The organism is Lysinibacillus sp. NPDC093210 (assembly GCF_044753985.1).
In the GTDB taxonomy this organism is placed as follows: domain Bacteria; phylum Bacillota; class Bacilli; order Bacillales_A; family Planococcaceae; genus Lysinibacillus.
This window is the reverse complement of the sequence record NZ_JBIVOE010000003.1, coordinates 246,663-271,527: the sequence shown is the minus strand read 5'-3', so window position 1 is coordinate 271,527 and position 24,865 is coordinate 246,663. Positions and strand designations below refer to the sequence as shown.

The following is a 24,865-nucleotide window of genomic DNA, read 5'->3' as shown; positions in this document are numbered from 1 at the left end:
AATATGAGTATTCATGAAAAAATATCTTCGTTAATTGAAGCAAAAAGTGAAGCTAGTGTAGCATTGAGCAATGCGATTTGGACGGTGCCTGAACTGCACTTTCAAGAGAAAAAATCTGTTCAGTATATGAAAGCTGCATTAGAAAAAGAGGGATTTGCCACAGAAGTTGGCGTTGCTGGGCTTGAAACGGCACTCGTCGGAACATTCGGTTCTGGAAAGCCTGTTATTGCATTTCTAGGTGAATATGATGCACTCCCAGGCTTGAGTCAAAAGGGTGGTGCTACACATTATGAGCCATTAGAGAATGGAGGAAGTGGTCATGGTTGTGGACATAACTTATTAGGAACAGGCGCATTTGCTGCTGCTGTTGCGGTGAAAGATTACTTAGAACAAAATAATCAATCGGCGACGATTCGATTCTACGGTTGTCCAGCAGAGGAAAATGGTTCAGGTAAAGCTTATATGGCGAACGTAGGTATTTTCGATGATGTCGATATTGCGATATCTTGGCACCCGGGTACTTTTTCAACGGTCATGACTTGTAGCTCTCTAGCAAACTATGCAGTAACTTTTAAGTTTACTGGGAAAAGTGCACATGCTGCCGCTGCACCCCATCTTGGCAGAAGTGCGTTAGACGCAGTTGAGCTAATGAATGTTGGGGTAAACTATTTACGCGAGCATATTATTCCAGAAGCGCGCTTGCATTATGCGATCACAGATTCAGGCGGCACGTCTCCGAATGTTGTCCAACCATATGCGGAGGTAACTTACTTAGTAAGAGCACCTAAAAAACAACAAGTACAAGAGATTTATCAACGTGTTGAAAATATTGCGAAAGGCGCAACGTTGATGACAGGAACTTCAGTAGAGATTGCCTTTGAGGGAGCTGCCTCCAATCTTATTTCAAACAAAACGCTGTATGACGCAATGCAAAAACAAATACTTGAAATTGGTATGCCAACTTATACAATAGAAGATGAGCAGCATGCGCAATCTATTTTTAATACGTTTAGCCCTGAAATTCAAGCATCATCATTAGTTGGTCTAAAAAAAGAAGACGCGATGCAGTTAAAAGATAAAGTGATTGCAGACCACATTCCAAGTGTCCTACCTGAATTTATCATGGGCGGATCAACAGATGTAGGGGATGTTAGCTGGATTGTTCCCACTGTTCAATGTACAACTGTCTGTATGGCACTCGGTACACCGCTTCATACTTGGCAGGTTGTATCACAGGGCGTCATGCCGATTGCTCATAAAGGAATGCTACAGGCTGCCAAAATTATGGCTTGCACAGCAGTTGAATTAATAAATAATCCAGCGCTTATTGCAGAAGCTAAAAAAGAATGGAAGGAACGCCTAGATGGGGAAACTTATGTGTCATTAATCCCAGAAGGAACAATGCCTCCAAAGCGTTAAATTGAAAAAGGAGTCTTCGTAGATGAACTATGAGGGCTCTATTTTTCCCTAGTTAGAAAAGATGATGGCATTCATCCAAGAGAGGAGAATAGTATAATGCTTACCAATCATACTAACAACGATTACGATAATCCGCATCAACTTCTTGTGGCTGAGTGGGTAAAGGAGTTTCGACCATTTGCACAAGAGGGTAAATGTGCAAGCTATATTCCAGCATTAGCTCAAAAAGATCCTCATCAATTGGCCATTTCAATTATCGGACCAAATAATGACGAAATCAATGGAGGGGATACAACTGAACTTTTTACGCTTCAAAGTGTTTCGAAAGTTGTAACATTTATTTTAGCGTGTATGGATCGAGGGTTGCCTTATGTGTTAGAGCGTGTAGATGTAGAGCCTACGGGTGATACTTTCAATTCAATTATTCGTCTGGAAAGTCATCAGCCTGGAAAACCGTTTAATCCGATGATTAATGCAGGAGCCATTACAGTTTCCTCGATGCTAGCTGGTAATTCCCCACAAGAGAAAGTTTCAAAAATCCTCTATTTTTTAGAGAAAATTGTTGGGAAGAAATTAAAGGTAAATGAAGAAGTTTTTCAATCTGAATGGCACACCGCCAATCGCAATCGGTCTTTAGCTTATTATTTAATGGATTCAGGCTTTTTAGATTGCCCTGTAGAAGAGGCATTGGAAGTGTATTTAAAGCAATGTGCAATTGAAGTAAATGTTTCGGATTTAGCGATGATCGGTTTAATCATTGCTAACGATGGCTATCATCCGCTATTACAAACACAGCTGTTTCCTAAGCAAGTGGCAAAACTAGCGAAGGCACTTATGGTGACATGCGGTATGTATAATGCATCAGGTAAATTCGCTGCATTTATTGGATTACCCGCTAAAAGTGGTGTCTCGGGCGCCATTGTTGCAGCTGTTCCAAGTCACGCAAGTTTAGGTTCGCCATTCCCAGCTGGTTGTGGTATTGGCATTTATGGGCCTGCTATTGACGAAATCGGAAATAGTGTTGCCGGAGTAAAATTACTAAAACATGTTGCGACAGAGTGGAACATGAATATTTTTTAATGATAAAAGACTGTAGATTAGCATGAAGCCTTATCTACAGTCTTTTTTTATAAAATTTAAAAGTAAAGAACTACTGCCATTGATTTCCGTTACGTTCGGGCGCTTTCTGCGGGCACAAAAGTAAGCCGCAAGAGTCTATTTTTTTGAAAATAGCAGGGATCTTACTTACTTGCGTAATGGGAAATCTCATCTTGAGGGGGCTTCATGCTTAGATGATTAACAATAGAAATGAATCGCCATGCTTTTTAGTTGTACTAGAGGGATGGTACTTTTAAAATTTATATGCCTTTTGAAGTCTTGTTTGATCAATGACTTTTTCTTTTGTAGTGTTTCATTGAGTTATGCCAAGCTTGATTTGAATGCTTGCGGAGTGAAAGTTTTCACTAAAAAGCACCAGAATTGAAACATAGTTTCACAATCTGCTAAAAGGCTATTATATTAATTTAAACATCCACCTGCTGCGGAGGCTCCTAACCACACTCCTCCAATAGCAGCACCGAGGGCCCAACCTACTAGACCGCTAACACCTGCAAGTGTCATAAGTCCTGTAAATGCTGTTGTATGTGCTGTAGCTGCAAGAGCAGCTGCTCCACATCCACTAATTCTTGACATCACAACAGTTGTATTTGCTTGATTTAGAACATCATCCTTCAGCTTTTTACCTTCTGGACTAGCGATAACTTGATTTAGTTTTTCCATTGTTTGAACCAATTCATTAAAATAATCATCACCGATTCGTGCTTTTAATTCTTGCTCTCTTTCAATGAAAACTGTTTCGCTAATTTCATCTAGTTTTAAATATTCAGTGACTATATAACTTACTTCGTCTAATGTTAAATTTGCAGCTACTGCAGTATTGTGTGGCAAAATTATTATACTAAACATTAATAGTAGAGTAGTTAATATAAAAGATAGTTTTTTCTTCAACATTAAAATCTCCCCTATTCATGAAATAATTTTACTCAAATTAATACTCACTACAAAATGAACGGACTATAAATATGAAACTTTATAAACCCCCTTTATTATTTACTGTATTTTTTTTTTTTTTTCAGACAATAAAGACATACATAGATTGATAATAAAACCGATGATTATTAATACTTGTAGTAATGGCCATGTTATTCTTGCTTGGACTAAGCTTATTATGAAAAATACAATGACAACACTAACTAATGTAATCAATAGATTTTTCATTTTCATTGTCTTTACCCCTTTGTATTAATAGTGGATGTTTGAATATCAAATTCACATAATTTTGCACCAAACCTACATATAATCAACTATTCAAACATGTGCTACCAATTTCTTAGTGACATTATAAAAAAATAACTAAAAATTTTCAATATAAAATAAATGAAATTACACTGTTTTTTCTTCCTATTAATTAGTCTAAAAAGGAAGTTACTTTTTTGATTAATAATAGGTTTACATTAAAAACATTAAGTATGCGGGAGGGGAGACTTTTGTTGAAAAACTATTATTTGTTATCACAATTATCGCCTGTCATCTAGATCGCATAACGCTAGTTTAGCATTAAAAAGGAGATACAAAGTTAAATGAACAGTCAATAAGAGAATGGGGTACGGCAGAGATAGCAATATCAGTTGTACAGCTACACATTGTAGTGTTGGATAATTGGAGAAAGGTAGGCAGTCAGTGTAATCAACTATAATAATGAAAAACAAGACGCAATGCTTAGTGATTGCGTCTTTGCTGTGATTTGTCACAAATGATGATAGAAACAGTGGAGTTTAATGTTGGCGATTTTTGCGTTTGTATAGGATGAAAAGACCGATAAACCAGATAGGTGTTAGTAAAAGAGCCGTTCTTGTTTCTTCGGAAATCAACATAACAACTAATAAAAATGCGAAGAAAGCAAGTATTAAATAGTTCACAAACGGTGTTAATGGTGCTTTGAAAATCGATGCTTCATGTAAGGCTCGATTTTTACGTTTATAAATGATATGAGAGATTAAAATAATACTCCATACCCAAATGAAACAGATTGCACTAATAGTTGTCACGACGCTAAAGGCGTTTTCAGGCATTAGCTTACTAAGTAATGCCCCCACTGATACAACGATTGCAGAGATGATAAGTGCATTACTTGGTACACTGTTTTTATTCAGCTTTGCAAATGAAGCGGATGCTTGTTTATTGCGACCAAGATTATACAGCATGCGACTTGTCGAAAATAAACCACTATTGCCTGCTGAGGCGGCAGATGTCAGTACTACAAAATTAATAATACCAGCTGCAATAGGTATGCCAGCTAATGTAAATACTTGTACGAAGGGACTGCTTGTTCCAGACATTTCATACCAAGGGTTGATGCATAAGATGATTACTAATGCCCCTACATAAAATAATAAAATTCGTAGTGGAATTTTGTTAATCGCAGAGGGGATATTTTTTTTTGGATTTGCGGTTTCTGCAGCAGAAACACCGACTAATTCAACCCCAACAAAAGCGAAGACAACCATTTGGAATGCCATCAGGAAACCGTATATGCCGTTAGGGAAGAGCCCACCATGTGTCCAAAGATTTTCTACTGTTACCGTTCCAGAGCTTGTTTGGAATCCAGTGAATAGCATGAATAATCCAATAATTATAAGCGCAACGATTGTTACAACTTTAATGAGAGCAAACCAAAATTCGAGTTCCCCAAATAGTTTTACAGTCAGTAAGTTTAAAAATAATAAAAGTACTAGACAGCCAATTGCAGGTACCCATTGTGGGATATTAAACCAATATTGTATGTAGACACCGACGGCAATAATATCAGCCATTGCGGTCATAATCCAGCAAAACCAATAGGTCCAGCCAGTGACGTATCCTGCCCAAGAGCCAATATACTCTGTGGCGAAATCAGTAAATGAAGTATAGCCAGCGTTCGATAATAATAGTTCCCCAAGCGCCCGCATAACGAAAAATAAGGCGGTTCCGACAATAAGATATGCCAATATAATAGAAGGCCCTGCTAAAGCAATTGCTTTACCTGCTCCTAAAAATAAACCGGTACCAATAGTTCCGCCAATCGCAATAAGTTGCACATGGCGATTTTTTAAATCACGTTTTAATTGTTGCTGTTCCACGTTCATTCCCCCATAAGATGCGTAGAAGCTGTGACTGGAAAATAAAAAGAGACTAGTAGCGACACTAGTCTCGTAAACGTCAGAATAACAATTACCATGTTCGAAAGTTCGGTAGTTAAAAATAAATTCAACATTCGTGTGGTATAGCTTTCGTGATGAAAGTTTATATTACTCCTCTGTCCTTTTGCCTGAGATAGTGAACCCTTCGGCGACGCAAATTGCGCTCTCTCCAGAAATGCTCCTGCTATAGTTTGATCCATAGCATTCATAGCTTTAATCTATACATTATTTTAAGATATTATTTATCCTATCAATGCCTAGCAAATAATTCAAGGGTAAATTTCAGTTGTTTTCAGCAAAAAAAGAAGAATTCGGTTCATGCTGATATATTTGTTACGAAAAATAGTTATTTTAGACATATTGTTTTTCTTGCAATGGGAGATGGCTTACAACAAAGTAGGAGAGTAGAATTAGAACACATATGGAGGCTGTGGAAAATTCACTTTTACGACAAAAAGAGTTTTTTGATAAACGGGCTCGACAATACTTCGGAGCAGTTTGACATTTTACTGTCCACTGTATGAGGAAGAATAAGTTAAATTCAAACGAACTGGTTAGTCGTTAGACAACTACTATTATATAGAAGAAACTCTGGATTTTAGCAAAAAGAATCCATTACCAAAGCAGTTGGAATGGATTCTTTTGCGCGAAAATAAGCATTGGTGTCGATTTTTCGAAATACATGCTTTACTGTGAAAAGTACTATTTGAAATAGACGCTTTTGCCTTATTAAGTTCGCTTTAATTGTTATTTTTTTGTTTTAATTTTACCAGTCCAATTACGGAATCCACCATCAAGCTGATAGATTTGATTGTAACCACGTTTTTTTAGGTAAAGAGCAGCACGCGCGCTACGGCCTGTATTTTGACAGTATAAGTATACTGGTAAATCTGGGCGGATTTCTTTATGACGTTGACGTAATGCTGTAGAAGGAACGTTACGAGCTCCAAGAATATGACCTGCATCAAATTCTTTTTGTTCACGCACATCGATTAACTGTGCTTTACGGTAGCCTTCAATAAATTGTTCTTGTGTTAAGTTGGTTACGGCTTTTTTTAGACGCATTGCATTAATACCGATATATGCAATTAGAACTACTAAAATAACGCCAATTGTGATAAGTATATCCAATTTCTTCTTACCCCTTTCTATCTTCTTTATTATTATAAAAGATGCGCTAGCGATAGTCCAATGAGTTTGATAAAATTAACTAGATTGTGGCTAGAAATGATCTATAAATGTAGGAGATGACGTAATGACAACTTGGTATTTTCTAAATTCAGGAAAATGTAGTCCTTCTTTTAATATGGCACTAGATGAGGCATTGCTTGATTGGCATAGTGAGGGTTTAATTCCTCCAGTTATTCGATTTTATGAGTGGGAGCCAGCAACTTTGTCGATTGGTTATTTTCAACAAGCGAAAAGAGATATTAATTTAGAAGCATTACGTGAACAAGGAATAGGTTTTGTTCGTCGACCAACAGGCGGTCGAGCAGTATTACATGAACATGAATTGACATATAGCGTGATTGTTACTGAAAGCTATCCAAATATGCCTGAATCAGTGACTGAAGCGTATCGCGTATTAAGTGAAGGTATATTACAAGGCTTTCATAATTTAGGGATGGATGCTTATTTTAGCGTACCTGACACGGAAGAAAAAAAGGCAGATTTGAAACAGCCAAAAAGTGCCGTATGCTTTGATGCACCGAGTTGGTATGAGCTTGTTGTAGAAGGCAAAAAAATAGCAGGTAGTGCACAAACACGTCAAAAAGGTGTAATTTTACAGCATGGTGCGATTTTACTTGATCTAGATGAAGAGAAATTATTATCTGTATTTAATTTTTCTAGTGATGAGGCAAAAGAGCGTATGCGCAAAAAACTACCAGAGAAGGCGGTTGCTATTAATAGCCTTGTTAAAGAACCTGTTTCTATCGAACAATGTGTAACTGCATTTCGAGATGGCTTTGCAAAATCGTTGCAAATTGAATTAAAACCATTTACACTTTCTGAGGAGCAATTAAAATATGTGCGCGATTTAGAAGAAAAAAAATACGCACATGATGATTGGAACTTTAAAAAGTAAAATATGGTATAAGAAAAATATTTTTTCACCGTTTAAACCTTGTAATGGCAAGCAGTAACCAATCTACTTGAAATTGCAAGAGTTGAATTAAAAATCTATATATAGTATCTTTTTAAAAGAAACATACACAATATGTAGTGTTTACCGACACATGATATTGTGTATTTATTATTGTAAGGCTTAAAATAAGGGAGGCAAAACGATGGTACTCACAAATCATCAACCCGATGTAAACAAACAAATTGAACAGTTAAACAAAGATATTGAGCAATTCCCACAGGTTCACCCTGTTACGCCCGATATGCACATAACGCATAAAGGTGTATCAAGACTTGTAATGATCGATCGCTACTCGTTTAAGGATACGGAAAAGAAAACGCTAAAAGCTGGTGATTTCGTCGTATTAACAGTTAAGGCAGATCCAAAATTCCCAGCACGCGGTTTAGGAACAATACAACATATCGATATGTCTACAAAAACAGCAGACATTTTGATTGAGGAAGACTACCGTAGCGCATTAGATGATCCAAAAGAGCAAGAAACAGGTGTGATTACACGTTCAATTGACGTGCTAGAAAAGCCTCTTGAAATATTTTATGAGCAAATCGCAAAACGAAATGCAACAGGGCTTGCTTCAGTTGAAAAAACAGCTGAAAAACGCCAAGAATGGTTTGAGAAATTTTATAAACAGCTTGTATCATTGAAATTTGTACCAGCTGGCCGTGTCATTTATGGAGCAGGTTCTGAAACAGATGTAACCTTCTTTAACTGCTATGTAATGCCGTTTGTTGCGGATTCACGTGAAGGTATTAGTGATCACCGTAAGCAAGTAATGGAAATTATGAGCCGTGGTGGTGGTGTAGGAACGAATGGTTCAACACTTCGTCCACGCAATACGTTAGCACGTGGTGTTAATGGTAAATCTTCAGGTTCGGTTTCATGGCTAGATGACATTGCAAAACTGACTCACCTTGTCGAGCAAGGTGGATCCCGTTAACCAAAACGGCGGGATTAAAATCTCGTGAATTGCTGGAACACCCTTAGAGCTTTTCTTGCTACAACGTAAACTGTGAAGTTAAACGTGAATGCTTGAAAAAAGAAAAGATTGGGCAATCAGCAGCGAAGCATCTGTGGAAATGCAGATGAACGTTCAACGACTATTGAACCTTCCTAAACTTTTAAGCCACTTAGGAGGTGGAAGCATGGAAGAAGTAAATCGTAATGTACGGAGACGTCCTTACGAGGCGCGAGACAAAGAACGATTGATTAAAGAGATTATTGAGTTACATGAGCATGGAATGAGCCAAGTAGATATTGCGAAAACACTTCGTATAGGTAGAGGAACAATTCTTAGATGGAATAAAGAATTAGAACTTTTTAAACCAAGAACACCTGGTGAAGCTGGTAAGCTGAAAAATAAGAAATATCGTTATAATGAAAACTACTTTAAACAAGTTGATACAGCGAATAAGGCTTATTTAGTAGGTTACATTACAGGTGATGGAACGATTTTTGACCGCAGAAAATCTAAATGCCTTGTGTTATCACTCGCAGAGCAAAATCGACAACTACTTGAAGATATCGCTAAAGAATTATGTATGTTGGACGCAATTAAATTCCGACCACGCACAGCGCCAAATGAACAAAATAAATACGCTTTACCAATCAATTCAACAGAAATGTGTAATGATTTAATTAAATTAGGAATTACACCACGAAAAACAGGTTTTGAACGTTGGATTAATTTTGGAAGAGAAGATTTACAGTGGGCGTATTTAAGAGGTTTTTTTGATGCAGATGGTCATATATCAAGTCGTGGAAGACTCGGGTTTACAGGAAATAGTCATATGCTCCTGTCATTGCTACAATTTCTTCATAATAATCAACTGGCTTTATCTGTCCACAAACTTTATCCGAAACAAGGTTGTGTAGACTTATACATTACTCGAAAAGATGATGTGAAAAAGATTGCTCAACAGTTATATAAGTATGGCTCCATTCAACTCAATCGCAAATATGAAAAAATCAAATCCTTCTTTGATGATATAGTCTGATCTTATGTGAAAGCATAAGAATGTGGCAGAAATGACCGCATCGCAAAAGTATTTTAAAATACTTTTATGTAACAAAAAGCGTGGGGCACAAATGATTATGCTGGCAGATTGGCATCCTGATATCGTAGAATTTATTATTTCAAAAATGCAAAATCCGCGTATTCTACGATACCTAATGGAAAATACAGCAGATGAGACGATTATTCGTCTAGCAAAAGAAAAATTAAACTTTAAGCCACTTTCAATGCAAGAAGAAGCAATGTATCAAGGCATTGTTAATTATAAAGGTATTGAGGGATTAGGCGGATTCGACAATGGGATTATCCGTGAAGCAGAAAATAAATTACGTGACGGTGGTACGTACACAGTTCATAACTCTGAGTTTTTAACAGGTGCTAATATCTCTGTGACGTTAACAAAAGAATTTATGGAAGCTGTTGAAGCAGATGCTGACTTTGAGCTTCGTTTCCCAGCAGTTGAAGAATATTCAAAAGAAGAAATGGCTATATACAACAGTGAATGGCATAAAGTTGGAGACGTACGTGAATGGGAGAAGATGGGCTACAAAGTTCGAACATATCGTACAATTAAAGCAAAAGAGCTTTGGAATCTAATCAACGTATGTGCAACATACTCTGCAGAGCCAGGTATTTTCTTTATCGACAATGCCAACGATATGACAAACGCTAAAGCTTATGGCCAAAGCGTTGTTGCGACAAACCCATGTGGGGAACAACCACTTGCACCATATTCAGTTTGTAACTTAGCAGCTGTTAACTTAGCACAATTTGCAAATAAAGAAAACCAGACAGTTGATTATGAAGCATTACGTGAAACGGTCCGTGTTGGTGTCCGTATGCAGGATAATGTAATCGATGCAACACCTTACTTCCTAGAAGAAAACCGTGTACAAGCTCTTGGTGAGCGCCGTGTTGGTTTAGGAGTAATGGGCTTAGCGGATTTACTTATTTATTGTGAAAAAGAATATGGCTCAGAAGCGGGCAATGAACTTGTAGATGAAATCTTTAAAACAATTGCAGAAACAGCATATGAGGCTTCTACAGAGTTAGCAAAAGAACGTGGCAGCTTCCCGTTCCTAGTAGGAGCGACAGAGGAAGAAACAGCACGTTTACGCAAAGCATTTACGGAAACAGGCTTCATGCAAAAAATGCCTGCACACATTAAAGAACAAATTTTAGAAACAGGTATCCGTAATTCGCATCTACTAACTGTTGCGCCAACAGGTTCTACAGGAACAATGGTAGGCGTAGCAACGGGTCTAGAACCGTACTTCTCATTTACTTATTACCGTTCTGGCCGTTTAGGTAAATTTATTGAAGTAAAAGCGGAAATCGTTCAGGAATACTTAGACCGTCATCCAGAAGCTACAGAAGATAAACTGCCTGAATGGTTTGTGACTGCAATGGAATTAAAACCAGAAGCGCATGCAGATGTGCAATGTATCATTCAAAAATGGATTGACTCTTCGATCTCTAAAACGGTGAATGCACCAAAAGGCTATACAGTTGAACAAGTAGAAAAAGTATACGAGCGCCTATATAAAGGTGGCGCTAAAGGTGGTACGGTCTATGTTGATGGTAGCCGTGATTCACAAGTTCTTACACTAAAAGCAGAAGAAAATGATATGGATCAGTTATCATTTGAAGAAGAATTAGTAGAAGAGCACACAAAACGCCCAGTCGTATTAATTGATACGATTCAAGCACTTGAATCTACAACTGTTATTGGCTCGGATGTTGGAAACACATGCCCAGTATGTCGTAAAGGTACCGTCGAAGAAATGGGTGGCTGTAACACTTGCACAAACTGTGGTGCACAATTAAAATGTGGTTTGTAAATTGAATTAATATAAAGATGATGTAGATATAAATCATCTCTCCTCTATAGATTATTAGAGGTGAGATGATTTTTTTGATGTATAGTTATGTTACTATCATTGTAAAGATTATGAAGAAGTTATTTTAAACTTCAAAGTAGGTTTCTTAAAAAAATTGAGGGGAGAAAGTAATGGAGCGTTCATCGTGTAATGTAACTAAGATGGTAGGTATTGCGTTAGCTATTTTTTCGATTTTTTATGTTCGAAAGTGTTTGGCTGGGAAAGCTCTCTTTATTTCTAGTGGTATTAAAGTTGATTACCCTCTTATTAATCTGGAAAATAGTGAAGTCACTGCCTATGTGACCTATAAAGGAAAGACATATATGCGTATACAATATAATGTGTTAACCGAAGAAACAAATGTAAATGGAAGTATAGAAACATTAAAATTAAATCGTTTGTTTAAAAATGGTATTTCATTAAATGATGCTGAGTTTATAGAAACGGTTCAAAGTTCAGCACGTTTTTTTATTGAAAATGAAATCACTAATCCTCTAGATTATTACGGTCAAAATTAAGGGATTTATTAAACGGGCGAGGAGTTTTAGTTCTATATGCTACTATTTGTTTCACCAATCCCAATCAAAAAACTGCATCCATTTGGATACAGTTTTATTTTTTTCGAATTAGTGTATCCCCAAGAGGGATGCCAATCACAACAACTAAAACTGTTAGAATTAATAGCCCTCTAAAAATATAATACGCAACTTGGTCAAACATTTTATCCCTCCTTCTCTTCTTCCTATTTCCTACCTATATTCTTTAATACCCAACTGCTGATGAGCCAAACTAAACGAAATAAAGCGCAAAATTATCGTTGCTTGCTTTATTAGTTTAGTTTACTTCGTTACAACATATGTATGCAGCCATTACTTTTTATTTTGGAATTTTCAACAAGACGCCATTGTTTAATGCGCATCGCTGTATTACGTAAACTAATGAGGCAGAAAAGTGGAAGAAAAATATTATAGTATCAACTATTAGTATCTGGTGTTAAAATTAGAATTGGGATTTTAAATTAATTGTTAGGGGGGAAATAATAATGTTAGATACTCAAAAAATTAAAGAAATAATTAAACATCGGTATCCATTTCTTTTAGTGGATAAGATTTTGGAATTAGAAGAAGGAAAACATGCAGTTGGAATTAAAAACGTGACTGTAAACGAGGAATTTTTTAACGGGCACTTCCCTCATTACCCAGTTATGCCGGGTGTATTAATTGTAGAGGCATTAGCTCAGGTGAGCGCTGTTGTGATGTTAACTAAAGATGGAAATCAAGGGCGATTAGGGCTATTAGCAGGAATAGATAACTGTCGTTTTAAACGGCAAGTAAAGCCTGGAGACCAACTCCGTCTTGAGGTGGAAATCACTCGATTAAAAGGTCCTATTGGAAAAGGGAAAGGTATCGCTACAGTGGACGGAGAGTTAGCTTGCGAAGTAGAAATACTATTTGCCTTTGGTGACTGAAGCCATTTGAGTGAATTAAATAATAAACAATTATGAGCCTGTAACTATGATTTCTTAATATCTTAGATACAGGTTTTTTTGTCAGTTATAATTATAAGAATGTTTGCCGAGAAGAATAAAAATACTTGTAAAAATAAATATTTTTTGGAAATTGAACCTATGTTGATTTGCGTATCGTCTAATAGCCGAATTTGAAGTAAGTAGAAAGGGAGGGTAGTAGAGTGGATAGAGAAGAAAAAGATTTTTTACTAGAAAAAATAATGATTGAATATGGAAATGAGTTGGTACGGTTGGCATTTTCTTATGTTAAAGATTCGGAGACTGCTAAGGATTTAGTACAAAACGCGTTTATCAAATGCTACAAAAGCCTTGATTCGTTTCGATTTGATGCACAAATAAAGACATGGCTCTATCGGATTACAATTAATGAATGTAAAGATTATTTAAAAAGTTGGCATTACAAAATGGTACAGGTAAAAAGTTTTATAAGTGAAACCGCAAAGTCGATTCACCCATCAACAGAAAAAATGGTTATCGATAAATACAAAAATGAGGAAATAAAAGATACGATTTTTTCTCTTCCGAAAGTTTACCGTGAAGTCGTTTATCTATATTATTTTGATTCGTTAAAGTCTGAGGAAATTGCTGAAATTTTGGACGTTCCAGTTAATACTGTGAAAACGAGATTAAGAAGAGCAAAACAAAGATTAGAGTTGATAATAAAGGAGGCGGAACTAAATGGAAGATAAACGCTGGAGTGAAAAATTGCACAGGACATCTGAACAAGAGCTAAGATTTACGCAAAAAGATCGTCATGAAGTATTTGAACAAATTCGTCAATTGGAGAAGAACAATAATAAAGGAAAGAGCTCTCTTATTTCTGCCCCAAAAAAATTCGTGCTACTTACAGTTTCTTTATTAGCGTTAGGGTTGTGTCTGTTTTTGTTTATTCCATCGCTTTTTCCTGGAAACGTTAATAAAGAACTGAACAGAAGTGATGCAAGTGGAACAGCTGTTCAGGAAGATCAACTTTTAACTACGCTAATTACTGTGAAGGCCGAAGAGGAGAATAATAGGATACCTTTTAACCTTTTACTTACATATAGTAAAAATCAAAAGATGATGAAAGTTGTTTCTATTCCGAGTGAAACTTATACACCGATAGATAACAGTGATGGAACGACCACGTACGATAAATTGTTATTTGCTTATGCCTTCGGTTCGGGTGGAGCTGAAAATGTTAGGGCAACTGTTTCAAAATTATTTGATTTACCAATTGATTATTATGCAGTTATAGATTTAAAAACCTTTACCGCATTGATTGATGCTGTGAATGGGATAGATTATGACTTGCAAGAAGATACTCGAGTAAGAGCTATAACGAGAGTAGGATTTGATTTCGAAAAAGGGACGAATCGTTTAAATGGGGAAGAGGTTGTGGCATTAATGATGGCAGCAACAGACGGCAGAAATTTAAGTGAAGATAACCTATTAAACCTCATTCGTGCAGTTATTCATAAAACAGAAAACGAAATGCCACAAACACAATTAAAAGAACTTTTGTCCCCAATTGAAACTAATATTTCGTTTGATCATTTGTTTGAGGAAAAAATAGACGTATATTCAATAAAATCGTTGTCTTTAAGTGATGGAATTAGAGAAGATATGAAAGGTGGGAAATACTTCGTTATGTTTGAGAAAGATTATTTAAAATCTGTTTCAGAAGAGTTAACTACTTTTAACTAAGTGAAAATTGGTCATGTTGGTATATTTAGGGTTGTAACTTTATACTAAGAGAAAATACAAATGTGTGTTAATGAATTATAGATTAACACACATTTTTTCATTTGCTGTCAATAGAGATGTGGTTACTACATCTCAAGTTAAAAGGGGATGTTCAACAATCCATGTGATTGTTGATTGATTGTTCCCGTACACCGGAACAGGATTGTTAAAGAAAACAAAAATAAAATTAAAAGAGGGATAATATGAAACACTATCCTATTGTAAAAGATATTATCGATAATTGGGATCCAAAGCGATTTTTACATTTTACACCTGATGATGAATATGACCCGGAAATAAGGATGATTGTAGACCTTTTACCATCAGCAACTTCTGTTGAAAAATTAGCGGTTGTCATACATGAGGTATTTGTCAAAATGTTTTCGGTAGATGAAGTATATTCGATTAATAATTGTTATCCAATTGCGTTGGAAATTTGGACCAAAATCAACAATCATTATACGCGGGGTGTAATGGAATAAGTCAAATTAAAAATTGAGCATCCTTGATAATTAAAGTAACTAGTGTCTAATCCCAAATAAGCGGATAGACACTTTTTTATGTAAACCGACCAGTCGTCGTGAATCCATTTGGAGATAAAATAAATTATTTCATAAAGTAGGGATTTTGTAATCTTGCTAGAATCTTTAATAAAAAGGGGGAGAGAATATGTCACGTTTACCTATTATTGTAGCGCCGATGTTTTTAGTATCTAATCCAGCAATGGTCATTGAGGCGAGTCGAGCGGGGGCTATTGGCTCGTTTCCGTTATTAAATGCAAGACCGGCGTCTACTTGTGCCGAATGGCTACAAGAAATAAAAGAAGCATTACCAACAGAGCCGTGGGCTGTCAATTTCATTTGTCATCCTGTAGCAAATGCACGTTTTGAGGAAGATTTACAGTTAATTGAAGAATATGAGCCGCCTATCGTTATTACATCACTAGGCAACCCGAAGCGGGTCATCGACATTGTTCATAGCTATGGCGGTAAAGTCTATGCGGATGTAGCAAACGTTAAGCATGCTGAGAAATCAGCCGCAACGGGTGTAGACGGCTTGATTCTTGTTTGTGCAGGGGCAGGTGGACATGGTGGACAACTAAATCCATTTGGCTTTGTATCTGCCGTTAAAAAATTCTTTAATGGAACGATTATTTTATCGGGTTCAATCTCTAGTGGTGCAGATGTTTTAGCAGCGCAAATAATTGGGGCGGACTATGCCTATCTAGGCACTCGTTTTATCGCTTGTCATGAAGGAAATGCACCAGACGATTATAAAAAAATGGTCATTGATAGTAAAACGGATGATGTTTTGTATACGGATGCCTTCAGTGGGGTCCATGTTAATGTGCTAATTCCATCTTTACTAAAGGAAGGCATTGATCCATCGTCATTGAAGCCAAGAGAAGACATTGATTTAACGCACCTTGTGAATGTAAAAGCTTGGCGTGATATTTGGTCGGCAGGGCATGGTGTCACAAATATTGAAAAACGTGAGTCAGTCCTTGACATAATCACAACATTACATGAGGAATATAAAAGTGCAAAGCAGCAACTGAATGCTGTACAGTCTTTATAGGGCAAATATATTATGAAAGAAAGTAAAACGCACAATGCGCTTCAATCAACACATTGTGCGTTTTTATATTGAAAAATTTTTAGTCGTGATTTAATGTAGCAGCAATTTCTGGCTGCTGTTCGACTTGAAGTAACATATTGAATGATGCAATCGCTACTTCTACTTGTTCGTCCAGAGGCTCTCTTGTTGTTAATAATTGTAGCCATAGACCTGGATAGCCTAAGTAGCGTAGCAGAGGAATGTTACGACATGCATTTGTTGCCTGTAATACTTCAAAGGATACCCCGAGTACAACAGGAATTAATAATATACGGTCTACAATTCGTAACCATAGTGGATCTGTTGGCACGAAGAAATACAAAAACATACCAACAAACACAGTGAATAACATAAAGCTACTACCACAACGATAATGTAAACGAGATTGCGCTTGTACATTTTCTACAGTTATATCCAGACCAGCTTCATAGCAATTGATCACTTTATGCTCGGCACCATGGTATTGGAAAACGCGTTTAATAATCGGTGTTAAAGAAATAAAATATAAATAGGTAAGCAGTAAAAGAAGCTTAATGCCACTTTCAAGAAGGACTTGACCTACTTTACCTTCTATCCATCTCGAGAAGAAATCTGCAATAAATACAGGGATTAATGTAAAGGCGAATTTTCCGAATAAAAAGGAAAGGATTCCGACAACAGCTACTCCTAAAATCATTTGTAGCTTCGAGCCGCCTTCTTCTATATTCTCTGCTTCTTCGCCAGGTGTAACGTCATAACGATCTCCTGAAAATTGCATATGACGTGAACCTAAACCTGCTGATTCAATAAGGGCAATAACGCCACGAACGAATGGAATTTTTTTTAGCTTCTGCAGGATTGGTTTTTGTACCTTTTTAAAATGATAATAATCAATGGAATCATCGTTACGGCGAATGGCAGTAATCGTATGTTCCTTTCCTCCGAACATCACACCTTCTAATTGTGCTTGTCCCCCGTAAACAGGTGAATTGCTCAAGGCTAACACCACTCTCTTTATATATTTCAACTGTACCATTGTACTAAATTTAGCGAAAAACCTCTAGAGGTACGCATAGTAAATTTTCTATATGGTTACACTTATTGTGTAATTTTGTATTTTCAGAAAGTGTGCTTTGCTATTAAGCAGTGTCGTAAGACTTTGAGCCGTTGTGATAAGGATAATGCTGCAATGCTTGCATACATAATGGTCAAAATAGGAGGGGTAAATATGAAGGTAGGCTTAATTACTGCAGTTGTTTATGCTATTGTTTTAGCATTTTGTTTAAAAGGTCTTCATTATTTTCATTTAATTTCTTGGAATCCGATTGGCTTTTATAAAAAGTGGGACTTGTTCGAGGATAGCTCCAAACTATTTCATTGGAGTTTTCTAACATTAGCGCTATTTATAGTAGGTTTCTTTTTATATATGACTTTGCGATATACGCATATTATACCGGCAGTGTTGACTTCTTTTTTGATAGGTCTAATTGTAACGATCACATTAGAATGGTTCGTGTTGGACTTGCCATTACAATCGACATCGTTTAAAAAACTATCAATTCCTTTTATCGTTGTCGTTATTTGCCTACTGCGTTTTTTACTTGAAACAGCTAATTTTCATCAGAAAGAGCATACAGCACAAAAAGGAAATTAGTTGCTGTATGCAATTGGTATGATAAAATAAAAAGCAAGTACATAGAAAGAGGCGAATACTGCGTGAAGTTATTATGTTTGAATGGACCAAACTTAAATCGACTAGGGAAACGAGAGCCCCATATATACGGACATGAAACACTAGAAGATGTAAAGAATAATGTTCAAAATCTCGCGGCTTCTCTTGGTGCTACAGTCGAGTTTCGTCAATCAAATCATGAGGGTGTCCTTGTTGATTGGGTACATGAAGCAGAAGATGAAAAGTATGATGGTATTATCTTTAATCCAGGTGCATATACCCATACAAGCGTAGCATTACATGATGCAATTGCAGGAGTTGCTGTACCAGTTATTGAAGTACATATTTCCAATATTCACAAACGTGAGGCTTTTCGCCATCATTCCTACCTTGCACCAGCCTGCCTTGGCCAAATTAGTGGACTTGGTACGAAAGGCTATGAACTAGCACTACGCACTTTTATTGAGAGGGAGAAATAATTATGTTGAAATTACAAAAGCTTCGTAAAACACTTCAAGAACAAAACATCGATGGCATTTTAATTACAAATGGGTACAACCGTCGATATATGACAGGGTTTACAGGGACAGCAGGTGTGGCAATCGTGTCACAAAATGATGCTGTATTCATTACTGACTTCCGATATACAGAGCAAGCAGCTGCGCAAATTAAGGATTTCCGAATAGTGCAGCACGAAGTAACGCTCCTAGAAGAAATTGCGACACAAGTTAAAGCAATGGGTATTAAATCATTGGGATTTGAGAAAGATACTGTAAGCTTTGGCACATATGAGTTATATAAAAGTGTGATTCAAGCTGATTTAGTGCCCGTTTCTGGATTAATTGAAAAAATTCGCTTGATTAAGACTGAACAAGAGATTAATATTATTAAGGTTGCGTGTGAAATTGCCGATCACGCATTTACACATATTTTAGACTTCATCAAGCCAGGTAAAACAGAGCTTGAAGTTTCGAATGAATTAGAGTTTTTCATGCGACAACAAGGGGCAACACAGTCCTCTTTTGATACGATTGTAGCGTCTGGTCTTCGCTCAGCACTACCACATGGTGTTGCTACGAATAAGGTTATTGAAAAAGGCGACTTTGTCACACTAGATTTTGGAGCACTATACAATGGCTACATTTCGGATATAACACGTACAGTGGCAGTTGGTGAGCCATCTGAAAAATTAGTAGAAATGTATAATACAGTACTTGCATCACAACTTTTATCACTTGAAAAAGTTGGTCCTGGTTTAACGGGTATTCAGGCAGATGCAATTGCGCGTGACTATTTAACAGAAAAAGGCTATGGTGAGGCATTTGGGCATTCTTTAGGACATGGTATTGGTCTTGAAGTACATGAAGGCCCTGGCTTATCGAAGCGTTCTGAAACGGTATTAGAACCGGGTATGGCCGTTACGATTGAACCAGGTGTTTATGTGCCAGGAGTCGGTGGTGTGCGTATCGAAGACGATATTTTAATCACTGAGTCAGGTAATGAACTGCTAACACATTCGACTAAAGAACTCATCATCTTATAAACAATGGAGGAACACAAATGATTTCAGTAAACGATTTCCGTACAGGTCTAACAATTATTGTTGATGGCCAATTATATCGCGTGTTAGATTTCCAACACGTTAAACCAGGTAAAGGTGCTGCATTCGTACGTTCTAAATTACGTAACCTACGTAATGGTTCTGTGAATGAAAAAACATTCCGTGCTGGTGAAAAAGTAGAAAAAGCACAAATTGATAACCGTAAAATGCAATATTTATATGCTCAAGGTGATGAGCATGTATTTATGGATTTAGAATCATATGAGCAAACTGAACTAGCTTCAGCAGCGATTGAATATGAATTAAAATTCTTAAAAGAAAACATGGAAGTACACATCCAATCTTATCAAGGCGAAATGCTAGGTGTAGAATTACCAAACACTGTTGAATTAGAAGTAACAGAAACAGAACCAGGTATTAAAGGTGATACAGCTTCAGGTGGTACAAAACCTGCAACACTTCAAACTGGTCTTATCGTTCAAGTTCCATTCTTCGTTAACCAAGGTGATGTGTTAATTATCAACACTTCAGAAGCTTCATACGTATCACGCGCATAAGCAATGACGAAAAGAGGCTGCGACTCTTTGGGAATAAAAATATAGCAGATAGTACTAGTTGATGGTAGCGGAGGCGGACTCCTGCGGGAATCCAGGCAACGTAAGTCGCAATAAACCGCGCGTGTGCGAGGGTTGCGGCTTACTGCGCTGAGCGGAAAGCATCCGCCGTAGCGGACATCAACGGTATAATAGAAAAAGTGTTAGATTGATTGCAGTCAATCTAACACTTTTCCTTTTTTTCATACATATATCGCAAAGTACAAAAATATGTAAAAATTTTGCAGGTATAATAGCGAAATAACGTTTACAATACAAGTAAGGGGTGAATGCAATGTTACTAAAATTAGAGATGCAATATCCAATAATTCAAGCACCGATGGCTGGAGTTACTACACCTAAATTTGTTGCAGCCTGCGCGGAGGTAGGTATTCTGGGATCAATAGGAGCGGGCTATTTAGATGGAGAGCAAACTAGAAGCTTTATAAAAGAAGTGAAAAGGCTTACTGACAAACCATTTGCGGTCAATTTATTTGTACAGGAAGAACCGCGTATTGATATAGATGTCCTCCAACAAGCGCGGATGGCGCTGCAACCTTACTATGATGAGTTAGGATTATCGCCTGTACAAAGTGTGACTTCTACTGAAGTGTTTGAAGGGCAATTGCAGGCAGTATTGGAAGAGCAGGTAGCTGTTTGCTCGTTCACATTTGGCATACCTTCTACAGAGGTTATTCAACGTCTACAGGACAACGATGTTTATGTCATTGGCACAGCTACTACGTTAGAAGAAGCTATTCATATTGAACAATCAGGTATGGATGCAGTGGTATTACAAGGTGGCGAGGCTGGTGGTCATCGTGGATCTTTTATTGAACCACTGCAATTAATTGCTCGAGAAGATTTATTACAGCAAGTAGCGGGCAAAATTTCAATTCCTATCATTGCAGCTGGTGGAATTGTCTCAAAAGAGGATGTGAAGCATGCTCTTTCTGGTGGTGCACAGGCGGTACAAATCGGTACAGCTTTGTTAGTAGCAGATGAGTGTGAAATATCATCACTATACAAAAATGCTATATTACAGTCGAAGGCACAACAGACGACAATTACGTATGCGTTTACTGGCAAAGCGGCACGTGGCTTAGCTAATCGCTTTACAGAACATATGAAGGATGCTGTCGTAGCACCTTATCCATTACAACATTATTTAACGTCTACTATTCGTAAAGAAAGTACATTGCAAGGAAATGCACAATATTTATCGATGTGGATGGGTGAAAATAGTCATCTAGTGCAACCAGGCACTGTAAAAAGCATCATTGAAAAATTAGTCTAGGTGCCGTCTAGGTGTCAGGCACTCAAACAATTCTGAATTGTTCCGCGGAAAGCGAAGTGGATTTTTGCGTTTTAGAAGCCTGATATTGTATTGGGAATCTTGTAAAGTTCCATATACGAGGTGTCAGGCACTCAAACAATTTACCATGCATTTTATAATTTACCAAGTAAAAATCCACGTAGACTCCTGCGGGAACAGCACCAGTTGTAAGACGCAACAAACCGCGCGACAGCGAGGGTTGCGGCTTACACTGTGCCTGCGGAAAGCGAAGTAGATTTTTGCGTTTTAGAAGCCTGATATTATGTTAGGAATCTTGCGAAGTGCCATATACGAGGTGTCAGGCACTCATACAATCATGCTATATTGCCAATTACCAACTTTTGTCGAGAAGAAGAGATCTCTATACATATTGTATAGAGGTCTTTTTTATTGGGGAGCAACATATATTGCTGTACACGAGGGGGCGTATGAATGGAATTACAAGACGTATTAAGAGTCGCTGGAGTGGGACTAGTAGTAGCGCTTCTTCATGTTTTTTTTGATCAAACAGGGAAGAAAGAATTTTCATTTTTCTTATTTTTTATTGCCTACTTATATATGACAGCAGAATTACTCCGATTTTTGCGTCTGTTTTTCACTGAAATATTAACATTCTTTCAGTGGTTGACCTCATCTGGGTAAGTAAATGGAAATTGTCATTGTTGCTGTTGTCATGCTGCTTTTATTGTTGCTTATAAAAGAAGTCATACAGCCACTCCACGCGCTAATTAGTGTTATGTTCTCGTTTTTGCTGTTCAGTCTTTTGTTTACGACACTCCTGTTGCCATTCGTCAAACAATTACTCGGAATGCTTACATTTTTGCCTTATGCAAAAGCCATTGTTATAAGTGCGAGCCTTTTTTATGTAGGGCAATGGGTGTCTATGTTACTAGTGGAGAATAGCTATAAAGTTCTCGGCAGCGTTGTTTTCGATGCTGTAAAAATTGTTATTTTGTTGTATTGGTTTAAAGAATTTTTGGATGTTTTACAGGGGGTGTCAGCTATTTTACAAAGGTTAAACTAAGGGGCGAGGCCGGTGCAGGAGCAACTCATTTCGTTTTTCATCGATCCATTTTTTCTCTTGCTCAAAATGACGCTTATATTGTGTGGCTACGTCATCATTTTTTTGATTGTCAACATGATATTACCAGAATTTGAAAAAGGGACAAGAATACTTTTTTTTCTCATTGTATTAGCGACTATAGGGCCAGTAGTCGTCAATTCATTTCAACTAATTGATGAGATTGCAAAAGGACTTTCACATATATTCACGGCATTTTACCCCATTCTTACTTCTAGTTTTTTGTTATCTAGTAGCATAACAGCCATTGCTTCTTGGCAGCCTTTTTTGCTTTTTTTTGTACAAGTCCTAACGATTATTAGTAGTAAATGGCTTATTCCAGGTGTGCTTTTTGCCATTGTTTTCGATGTATGTAGTGTCATTGTCAAAGAAATATCTTTTACGAGAATTGCAGAGTTAATTCGTTTTACCATTATGAGCATTGTTTCAGCGTCCGTCATTTGCTATATCATTTTAATGTCGGCAAGTGGAGTTGCTGCATTTAGTGTAAATAAAGCTGTTGCAGAGCCAGTAAAAAAATTAATAGAAGAAAATATTCCAGTAGTCGGTTCCTTTATCGTTGATAGTTTTTCGATGTTTCAGCATATGACCCAATTTTCTACTTCAATTAGTAGTATAAGTGCCTTTATCGCGGTTATCACGGTATCGTTTATACCAACTGTCCAGCTAGTAGTGAGTGCGTATTCGTTGAAACTATTAGCGGCTATTTTAGAACCGATTGCTTTTGATGATATTTGTAAATTACTCGATCATGTTAGTAAATCTCTATTCACTTTATGTGCAGTATCATTTCTAATTGCTTTTTCATTTATGTTTTCTTGTTTTTTCCTTATCGTTTTCGTGCAAGTGATGGCTGGGGGGAGATAGATTGATTCTTTTATTGGCGTTGCTCTTTATTTGTCAATTTTTTGTATTTCTAACTGATGACCAACAAATAATTTCACTAACAAAACTCGTCATTACGTTAGTATTTTTGCAAATGCTATTAAAGATTCCATTTATCAATTCATAGGAGGAAACAAGCGTACATACACTTGAAAAAGAGAAGATGAAAGGAGGCAATATAGAAGTGATGTGGAAAAGGTACGAAAAAAAACAACGTCATTTATCGTCTTAATGCTTATTGCTGCCTCCGTAGGAATTTTCATCGTGTTTCCAATGTATCAAACGAATTCAACAAATGAACGAGTAACACCGAATACGAATGAAGAAAAACTTGAGCAAACGCTTAAGGCTATGCAAGGCGTTGGGGAGGTAAAAGTATATTTTTATTACGGAGAGATGACAGATGCGAAGGATGAAAATAAACTATTTAGCCAGTATTTTCGAGGGACTGACCAAAGTACGAAAGATGTAACAGGAATGCTAATTGTTTCAGAAGGTGCATCAGATATTTTTGTCAAAAATGAAATACGTGCTGTCGTCAGTCAAGTGATGCAATTACCCATTCATCGAATTATTATCGTTCCAATGGAAAATAAGGAGGAAAAGTAAATGCGCGTACGTAGAAGAACAGTTTGGTTTATGACATTATTAAGTCTTGTAGCAGTAATTTCAGTTTATTATTTGGTTGATCCTGCAAAACAATTTAATGGCTTAACAATCTTTACAGATGATACATTACAGCAAACAGCAATTACGGGTGTTACAGATCAGGAGGCAACTAATAAAGATGTAACACAAGAAGTATTGTCTCCAAGTCACTTATTTGAAGAAATGCGTATGCAAGTTAGTGATGAAAGAAGTCAATTACGTCAACAACTAACACAAAAAATTGGTTCAGAAGAATATACTGCTGAAGAAAAAAATGAGGCTTATAATGAAATAGACGGTTTGATTAAACAGGAATCGGCAGAGGCAATGCTTGAAATGCTCATTAAATCTTTAGGCTATTCCGATGCTTTTGTTAGAGCGGAAGGTGAGAAAGTTTCTGTTACAGTTATGGCAGAAGAGTTATCAAAATCACAAGCAAATGAGATTATTTATTTAGTGAAAACAGAGTGGGAAGGCGCAAATGACGTCCAAGTTAAATTCAGTGCAAACAACTATTAAAAAATTTAAAGAAAAAAACGAATATTC

Annotated in this window: 24 protein-coding genes, 2 pseudogenes and 1 riboswitch; of the genes and pseudogenes, 22 read left to right on the top strand and 4 right to left on the bottom strand. The window is 36.9% G+C overall.

Annotation, left to right across the window (positions count from 1 at the left end; all coding sequences use genetic code 11):
* The first annotated feature begins 3 nt into the window (after nucleotides 1–3).
* Together ACIP9C_RS10540 and ACIP9C_RS10535 are read left to right on the top strand one after the other, a co-directional pair.
* Nucleotides 4–1,419: a M20 family metallopeptidase gene (locus ACIP9C_RS10540; RefSeq protein WP_401010341.1), complete on the top strand. Its 1,416-nt coding sequence runs from the start codon at nucleotides 4–6 to the stop codon at nucleotides 1,417–1,419.
* A gap of 96 nt (nucleotides 1,420–1,515) precedes the next feature.
* A complete protein-coding gene (locus ACIP9C_RS10535; protein ID WP_401010339.1) occupies nucleotides 1,516–2,499 on the top strand; it encodes a glutaminase in 984 nt (327 codons plus the stop codon).
* A gap of 438 nt (nucleotides 2,500–2,937) precedes the next feature.
* On the opposite strand, the gene ACIP9C_RS10530 is transcribed toward ACIP9C_RS10535, so the two are convergent.
* The 3 genes from ACIP9C_RS10530 to ACIP9C_RS10520 form a co-directional block, all read right to left on the bottom strand.
* The gene (locus ACIP9C_RS10530; RefSeq protein ID WP_401010337.1) at nucleotides 2,938–3,429 is read right to left on the bottom strand and encodes a hypothetical protein; all 492 of its coding nucleotides are present in this window, start codon (nucleotides 3,427–3,429) and stop codon (nucleotides 2,938–2,940) included.
* A gap of 824 nt (nucleotides 3,430–4,253) precedes the next feature.
* On the bottom strand, nucleotides 4,254–5,597 hold the full coding sequence (locus ACIP9C_RS10525; RefSeq protein ID WP_401010335.1) for an amino acid permease: 1,344 nt from the start codon (nucleotides 5,595–5,597) through the stop codon (nucleotides 4,254–4,256).
* A 166-nt stretch (nucleotides 5,598–5,763) separates the two neighbouring features.
* Nucleotides 5,764–5,840, bottom strand: a riboswitch (glycine riboswitch).
* Between the two features lie 564 nt (nucleotides 5,841–6,404).
* On the bottom strand, nucleotides 6,405–6,788 hold the full coding sequence (locus ACIP9C_RS10520) for a rhodanese-like domain-containing protein (protein WP_340823831.1): 384 nt from the start codon (nucleotides 6,786–6,788) through the stop codon (nucleotides 6,405–6,407).
* A gap of 124 nt (nucleotides 6,789–6,912) precedes the next feature.
* Between ACIP9C_RS10520 and ACIP9C_RS10515 the strand changes: the two genes are divergently transcribed.
* From ACIP9C_RS10515 to ACIP9C_RS10470, 10 genes and pseudogenes are all read left to right on the top strand, one after another.
* Nucleotides 6,913–7,743, top strand: coding sequence for a lipoate--protein ligase family protein (locus tag ACIP9C_RS10515; protein ID WP_401010332.1), 831 nt, complete (start codon nucleotides 6,913–6,915; stop codon nucleotides 7,741–7,743).
* A 202-nt stretch (nucleotides 7,744–7,945) separates the two neighbouring features.
* Nucleotides 7,946–8,737 (top strand): annotated as a pseudogene (locus ACIP9C_RS10510) (ribonucleotide reductase N-terminal alpha domain-containing protein); the annotation flags it as partial.
* A gap of 208 nt (nucleotides 8,738–8,945) precedes the next feature.
* Complete coding sequence (locus ACIP9C_RS10505) at nucleotides 8,946–9,797, top strand: LAGLIDADG family homing endonuclease (RefSeq protein WP_401010330.1); 852 nt, start codon at nucleotides 8,946–8,948, stop codon at nucleotides 9,795–9,797.
* A 76-nt stretch (nucleotides 9,798–9,873) separates the two neighbouring features.
* A pseudogene (locus tag ACIP9C_RS10500) lies at nucleotides 9,874–11,655 on the top strand (vitamin B12-dependent ribonucleotide reductase); the annotation flags it as partial.
* 170 nt (nucleotides 11,656–11,825) lie between these two features.
* Entirely contained in the window at nucleotides 11,826–12,212 is a 387-nt protein-coding gene (locus ACIP9C_RS10495; protein ID WP_401010328.1) for a hypothetical protein, read from the top strand.
* 524 nt (nucleotides 12,213–12,736) lie between these two features.
* Nucleotides 12,737–13,162: a 3-hydroxyacyl-ACP dehydratase FabZ gene (gene fabZ, locus ACIP9C_RS10490; RefSeq protein WP_401010326.1), complete on the top strand. Its 426-nt coding sequence runs from the start codon at nucleotides 12,737–12,739 to the stop codon at nucleotides 13,160–13,162.
* 221 nt (nucleotides 13,163–13,383) lie between these two features.
* Nucleotides 13,384–13,911 carry a sigma-70 family RNA polymerase sigma factor gene (locus ACIP9C_RS10485; RefSeq protein WP_401010324.1) on the top strand — a complete coding sequence of 176 codons (528 nt, stop codon included), beginning with the start codon at nucleotides 13,384–13,386 and terminating at the stop codon, nucleotides 13,909–13,911.
* Nucleotides 13,901–14,908, top strand: a complete 1,008-nt coding sequence (locus ACIP9C_RS10480) for an LCP family protein (protein WP_401010322.1) — start codon at nucleotides 13,901–13,903, stop codon at nucleotides 14,906–14,908. Before ACIP9C_RS10485 ends, ACIP9C_RS10480 begins: the two co-directional genes overlap by 11 nt.
* A 242-nt stretch (nucleotides 14,909–15,150) precedes the next feature.
* A complete protein-coding gene (locus tag ACIP9C_RS10475) occupies nucleotides 15,151–15,429 on the top strand; it encodes a DUF1871 family protein (protein WP_401010320.1) in 279 nt (92 codons plus the stop codon).
* 187 nt (nucleotides 15,430–15,616) lie between these two features.
* Nucleotides 15,617–16,525 (top strand): NAD(P)H-dependent flavin oxidoreductase, encoded by a 909-nt coding sequence (locus ACIP9C_RS10470; RefSeq protein ID WP_401010318.1) that lies wholly within the window; start codon nucleotides 15,617–15,619, stop codon nucleotides 16,523–16,525.
* Nucleotides 16,526–16,604: 79 nt separating this feature from the next.
* Here the strand turns inward: ACIP9C_RS10470 and ACIP9C_RS10465 are convergent, their stop codons facing one another.
* Nucleotides 16,605–17,579, bottom strand: coding sequence for a DUF1385 domain-containing protein (locus ACIP9C_RS10465; RefSeq protein WP_401010316.1), 975 nt, complete (start codon nucleotides 17,577–17,579; stop codon nucleotides 16,605–16,607).
* A gap of 192 nt (nucleotides 17,580–17,771) precedes the next feature.
* Between ACIP9C_RS10465 and ACIP9C_RS10460 the strand changes: the two genes are divergently transcribed.
* From ACIP9C_RS10460 to ACIP9C_RS10415, 10 genes are all read left to right on the top strand, one after another.
* Nucleotides 17,772–18,197 (top strand): hypothetical protein, encoded by a 426-nt coding sequence (locus ACIP9C_RS10460; protein ID WP_401010314.1) that lies wholly within the window; start codon nucleotides 17,772–17,774, stop codon nucleotides 18,195–18,197.
* 62 nt (nucleotides 18,198–18,259) lie between these two features.
* On the top strand, nucleotides 18,260–18,694 hold the full coding sequence (gene aroQ, locus ACIP9C_RS10455) for a type II 3-dehydroquinate dehydratase (RefSeq protein WP_173479071.1): 435 nt from the start codon (nucleotides 18,260–18,262) through the stop codon (nucleotides 18,692–18,694).
* A 2-nt stretch (nucleotides 18,695–18,696) separates the two neighbouring features.
* Nucleotides 18,697–19,758, top strand: a complete 1,062-nt coding sequence (locus ACIP9C_RS10450; protein ID WP_401010312.1) for a M24 family metallopeptidase — start codon at nucleotides 18,697–18,699, stop codon at nucleotides 19,756–19,758.
* A gap of 17 nt (nucleotides 19,759–19,775) precedes the next feature.
* Nucleotides 19,776–20,333 carry an elongation factor P gene (gene efp, locus ACIP9C_RS10445; RefSeq protein WP_401010310.1) on the top strand — a complete coding sequence of 186 codons (558 nt, stop codon included), beginning with the start codon at nucleotides 19,776–19,778 and terminating at the stop codon, nucleotides 20,331–20,333.
* Between the two features lie 331 nt (nucleotides 20,334–20,664).
* Nucleotides 20,665–21,666, top strand: a complete 1,002-nt coding sequence (locus ACIP9C_RS10440; RefSeq protein ID WP_401010308.1) for an NAD(P)H-dependent flavin oxidoreductase — start codon at nucleotides 20,665–20,667, stop codon at nucleotides 21,664–21,666.
* A 471-nt stretch (nucleotides 21,667–22,137) separates the two neighbouring features.
* A complete protein-coding gene (locus ACIP9C_RS10435; protein ID WP_008179863.1) occupies nucleotides 22,138–22,347 on the top strand; it encodes a hypothetical protein in 210 nt (69 codons plus the stop codon).
* 4 nt (nucleotides 22,348–22,351) lie between these two features.
* Complete coding sequence (locus ACIP9C_RS10430) at nucleotides 22,352–22,729, top strand: hypothetical protein (protein ID WP_401010307.1); 378 nt, start codon at nucleotides 22,352–22,354, stop codon at nucleotides 22,727–22,729.
* Between the two features lie 12 nt (nucleotides 22,730–22,741).
* The gene (locus ACIP9C_RS10425; RefSeq protein ID WP_401010305.1) at nucleotides 22,742–23,653 is read left to right on the top strand and encodes a stage III sporulation protein AE; all 912 of its coding nucleotides are present in this window, start codon (nucleotides 22,742–22,744) and stop codon (nucleotides 23,651–23,653) included.
* A gap of 207 nt (nucleotides 23,654–23,860) precedes the next feature.
* Entirely contained in the window at nucleotides 23,861–24,280 is a 420-nt protein-coding gene (locus tag ACIP9C_RS10420) for a hypothetical protein (RefSeq protein ID WP_401010303.1), read from the top strand.
* Complete coding sequence (locus tag ACIP9C_RS10415) at nucleotides 24,281–24,838, top strand: SpoIIIAH-like family protein (RefSeq protein WP_401010301.1); 558 nt, start codon at nucleotides 24,281–24,283, stop codon at nucleotides 24,836–24,838.
* Nucleotides 24,839–24,865 lie beyond the last annotated feature (27 nt).